Origin of the sequence: Bradyrhizobium sp. Leo170 (assembly GCF_004296405.1) — a bacterium.
Taxonomy (GTDB): Bacteria; Pseudomonadota; Alphaproteobacteria; order Rhizobiales; family Xanthobacteraceae; genus Bradyrhizobium.
On record NZ_PSRR01000504.1, the window covers coordinates 1 to 4,213 of the forward strand.

The window sequence follows — 4,213 nt, forward strand, 5'->3', positions numbered from 1 at the left end:
AGGATGAGAGCGCGTTAAATCCGGACGTCGCTTGACAACCGGACAGCTTGATGCCGGCTGTAAGGATATCGGGGACGTTAGCTCCGAAATCGCCTGTCGGGCTCCTTCGACGGCTCCCAAAACAGCCGTAGCGCCGGCTTCAGTTCCTCATGTGAGACACCATGATGCTCTGCGAACACGCCGATTGCGGACCTTCAATCGGCGAGTCGCATTTCAACCAGCTGCGCGCGCCCTGTTCAGTTGAAGCCGACATCGGCCCCTAGTCGGTCCTGTAAGGCCCGCCGATCGATGACGAGGTTGTTGAGGTTCAGGTCCGGCTGCCGTGTTGCCGCCAATCGCCTGACCAGCTCCCGGGTGCCGTCCAGGACAAAGACGCCGCAATCATAGCCGTTGCTCTGCTGTCTTATGGGGGCCTGTTGCGGGGTGGCGCGGAGCCGTCGTGCTAGCATCACTGCGAACCCGGTATTGGGTCCCGGCAGATAAGAGTCGTAATGATAGGCAACCGGATTTTCGCGATCACGTTGATCAACCAGCAGCAGCGACCAGTGACTGCCGCGCTCCTCTATCGCCGCGCCGGCATTGTTTACCGGCAGGAACAGGAAGTCGGCTGTATGATGGCTAAGCCACCCCAATGCCTGTTGCGCGACCTCGTTGGAGTCTGACCGCAACATTTGGGCTATCAGGGGATCCACGAACCGCGTCCGGGCGGCGAGATCCGGATTGCTTTCCTGCAACTGCTGCGTCAGGAGCTCATAGTCCCGCTGGATATGCTCGTCACCCAGCCACTGGATGGGGCCCAGCACGCGTCCGCTGCGGTCGCCGGAAGAGGCACCGGTAACCGAAGTGCCGATCTGGGCAGCCGGGGCGAGGGAGGGGCGGGGATGATGGACGAATTGCGCATCGCGGTCTCCTCGCGGCCCCAATGTGATCGAGTAGGTCTCACCGTTGATGGAGACCTGCCTTGGGCCGCTGAACTGGGTCGGCAGGACCCCATTGTTATCCAGGACATCGAGCAGTGAATCCGAGACCGGCCGGGAGCCATGCTGCCAATTCTTGCCGACGAGATGTCCTATATCCTCGAGCTCCTCAAGCACGCCTGATGGCCCGACGTAGAACGCGGGTCTACCCGCAGGGCTGATCACCGGCGCTGACTGAGCATCGTCACGCATCTCCTGCGGCGTGGACGGCAGATCAACGAAAGGGGCGAGACCGCGGTAGATGTCTGACGACCGAGCTGGCGCGTCTGATGGTCCGCTGAAGAATGGCGGTTTGGCGGCGGCGCCACCCACCGGTACTGACTGAGCATCGTCACGCAGCTCCTGCGGTGTGGACGGCAGACCAGTGAAAGAATCGAGATCGCGATAGACGTCTGAGGACCAAGCCGGCTCGCCCCTCGGCGTTGGAAAGTCGAAGTAGGACGGCGGTTGCACGGACCAGCTTGAGCTCGACCCAGCCGGCTCCTGCAAGCCGGCCTGCCCAAACGGGCCTACCATCGGCGGCCACTCACTTTCGGACGGCGGCGTCGGCAAATCTCGCATCCAGGACCAGGTTGAGTTCGAGCCAGCCGGTTCCTGCAAGTCGGCCTGCCCAAACGGGCCTACCGTTTGCTGAGGAAGGGATACACCCAACGCTTTGTTTGCCTCGACGAGTTGTAGGTAGTTCCGAAGCATCGTCAAATCTTTTTCATGCACCTTTGCCGAAGCTTTGGTCCTCCTGAAATTCTTAACATCTTCGTCCAACGCGTGCTGCTGCCCAGTCCCCCTGAGTCGGCCAACTATGCTGCTCCTATCCTCCCTTCGGAGCCAGTCACTGAAACCCCGAAGGCGGCTAGCCGTTTCGTGAAAAGGCTGCCTCTGCTCGGAAGTCGAGTCTCCAAGGTTACGCAGGGCTTGAACGAACATATTCTCGATGACGCCGGCGTCTTCGGGATGGGGGCTTAGGAGGCGGGGTCCCATGAGACGCGGGCCGGGCCCGATCTGTTGGATGTTTTCTTCCCCCGACCCAAGCCTCCGGAGATTCGTCAGCGACGAATGAAGACGGTTTTTAGGGTCGTTACCTTGCGCTTTATACTCATCGATATCGTCCGCCAGCGCCTCATCTCGAAAGCGGGGAGCCAATGGCTCCTTGTTGTTTTCACGGAGCCAGTTGGCGAATTTTTTTAAATGTACCAGATTGCGCTCAATCGTGGGTTCGTGAGCCCCGGCCTGCATGGCTGCTGCCTTGAACCTCTCCATGAGCGCCGTGTCTTCGGTAGGAGGGCCAGCCAAGCGCTGTTGTGGGTGAAGATTGAAATTTGCGGGGCGTCCCTCGGCTTTCGCGATGTGGAACTCCTGAAGCGCTGTCAACGCCGGATGGACATCTTTTTTGCCACCCTCCTCCACATAGCGTGTCGCAAGTCGTGTCAACTCATCAGGACGGTCAAGCAAGCTGGACAGCGTCAAGGTCTTGGCTCGAAGCCAGGTGTGGAATTTATACAGATTTCCCGCCCACCGACTAACAGTAGTGCGGCCGCGCCGGCGGATTTGCCCGCCTCTTTGAACTCGGAAATAAGCCTCTCGTCATCTGTGATCTCAGCTGGCGGGAGATCGGCGTGCCGGAGATTTTCCAACGCCTCAATGATTTGATCTTTGATGTTTTTGCTTCCAGCGGGGTCCACGTCCTGCGCATAGTCCCGCGCATCGTCCTCCAACCCATGCTGGTTCAGCCGGTCGGCAATTGAACCTCTCTGGTGCTCGTTAAGCCAGGCACTGAAGTTGCGTAAATGAGATGCATGCCTCTGAGCGGTGTTGAACGTGCTGCTGCCGACGGACGCCCTCATAATCCTGGAAATAAGCACCGTGTCTGACTCAAAGGGCTCAATCGCGCGGCGCCGCTTGGCGAAATCCATGCGAAGCTCTGAATGGACCACCACGTACGACGCCGCGCCCCCAGACGACTTCTCGCGACGACTCCCCCCAAAGACTTTGCCGACCGCTGACTTAACACGCGACCACAGTCCCCGGCTTTTGCTGTTCTTCGTCCGGGCCGCAGGCTGCGCTTCCGACAGCGCGGTGTAGCGAGTGCTGCTGAACAGCCTGTCACGCAAGTCAGACCGCGATGCCTCCGCAGCCGAGCCGCCGAGGTGAGCGCGAGGGAGGTCTACGCTGTAGTGCGTGCTGCTGAACCAGTTATCCCGCAGGTTGGACCGCGATGGCACCGAACCCCCGACATTAGCGCGCTGGGTTCTTCCATGCGCCTGTGCAGCGTGATTATCAGCCGAACTAGCATCAGACGAACTAGGGTCACCGGAGCTCTCATCAGAGGACCTGAGTTGTAGCTCGGCCAGCTGCTGCTCAAAGCCCGCCGGATGTTCAGACATGTTGTCCGACTGTTGTCTCGCCCGCTGCTGCTTTTGCAGGGCCGCGTACTCCTGCATCCAACCGTCCGTATTAAGCCATCCAATATCGTTCGTTTCCACACTAATCTCCCTAGATGAGATAAATCTTCATGGCCAACCCAAAGCTAAGCTCGGATGCACGGGCCGCAGAGCATCCAACCTGAGAGAGGCAAAGGTCAAAGTCGACAACCAGAACAAAGCCCCCGAACGGCAATCGTCGCACGACCCGGTCCGAGCGCCTTCAGCCTTACTGGTCGCCGCCTTGTCGGACGCAAGGCCCGACCGACATCACGCGTCGGGTCAGCTTACCCTGAGTGCTTCTTCCACACGCCGTCCGTCAGTTATGTAACGCTTGCGATTTGCATTCCGAGCAAGCCAAGAGCCCCTTTGAAGGCTTTGCGTTGGCCCGCCGTCCACGTCTCATGCTAGGAACGTTAGCTGTTGAGAAGCTGACGAGCCTCAGACGGATCCACAACGAGCCAACGGGCGACCGCGTTGATTTTTGCCGGAAGCTGGGCCTCGTTGGGCCGCTGCGTGTTCCAGACGATGGTGATCACCAATTCCAGGCCATCGTGATCACTCATTGAACGAACCCGCTACGCGGGAGTGGGGAGGAGCCTGCTGAACTGAGGTGTCCTGTCTGAGAGGATGTTGGTCTTCGCACCACCCCTCTCAAGACAGGAGACCCAGATGGCTACGATGAGCCCTCTTCGCCAACGCATGATCGAGGACATGACGGTCCGCAATCTGTCGCCGTCGACTCAGCAATCCTATATCTATGCGATCGCAAAGTTTAGCCGACCGGACCGGCTGAGTTTCGAGCAGGTCCGGCCTATC

General features: G+C 59.4%; 4 protein-coding genes. 1 reads left to right on the forward strand and 3 read right to left on the reverse strand.

Annotation, left to right across the window (positions count from 1 at the left end; translation table 11 throughout):
* Positions 1-236: 236 nt before the first annotated feature.
* From CWO89_RS41400 to CWO89_RS46465, 3 genes are all read right to left on the reverse strand, one after another.
* Positions 237-2,441, reverse strand: a complete 2,205-nt coding sequence (locus tag CWO89_RS41400; protein WP_130584004.1) for a Ulp1 family isopeptidase — start codon at positions 2,439-2,441, stop codon at positions 237-239.
* Positions 2,438-3,457: a hypothetical protein gene (locus tag CWO89_RS41405; protein ID WP_130584005.1), complete on the reverse strand. Its 1,020-nt coding sequence runs from the start codon at positions 3,455-3,457 to the stop codon at positions 2,438-2,440. The genes CWO89_RS41400 and CWO89_RS41405 overlap by 4 nt, the downstream gene beginning before the upstream one ends.
* Before the next feature lie 353 nt (positions 3,458-3,810).
* A complete protein-coding gene (locus tag CWO89_RS46465; protein WP_155255602.1) occupies positions 3,811-3,960 on the reverse strand; it encodes a hypothetical protein in 150 nt (49 codons plus the stop codon).
* 106 nt (positions 3,961-4,066) lie between these two features.
* On the opposite strand from CWO89_RS46465, the gene CWO89_RS41410 reads away from it, so the two are divergent.
* Positions 4,067-4,213 (forward strand): phage integrase N-terminal SAM-like domain-containing protein (locus CWO89_RS41410; protein ID WP_207234683.1); only part of this gene is annotated, 147 nt, incomplete at its 3' end.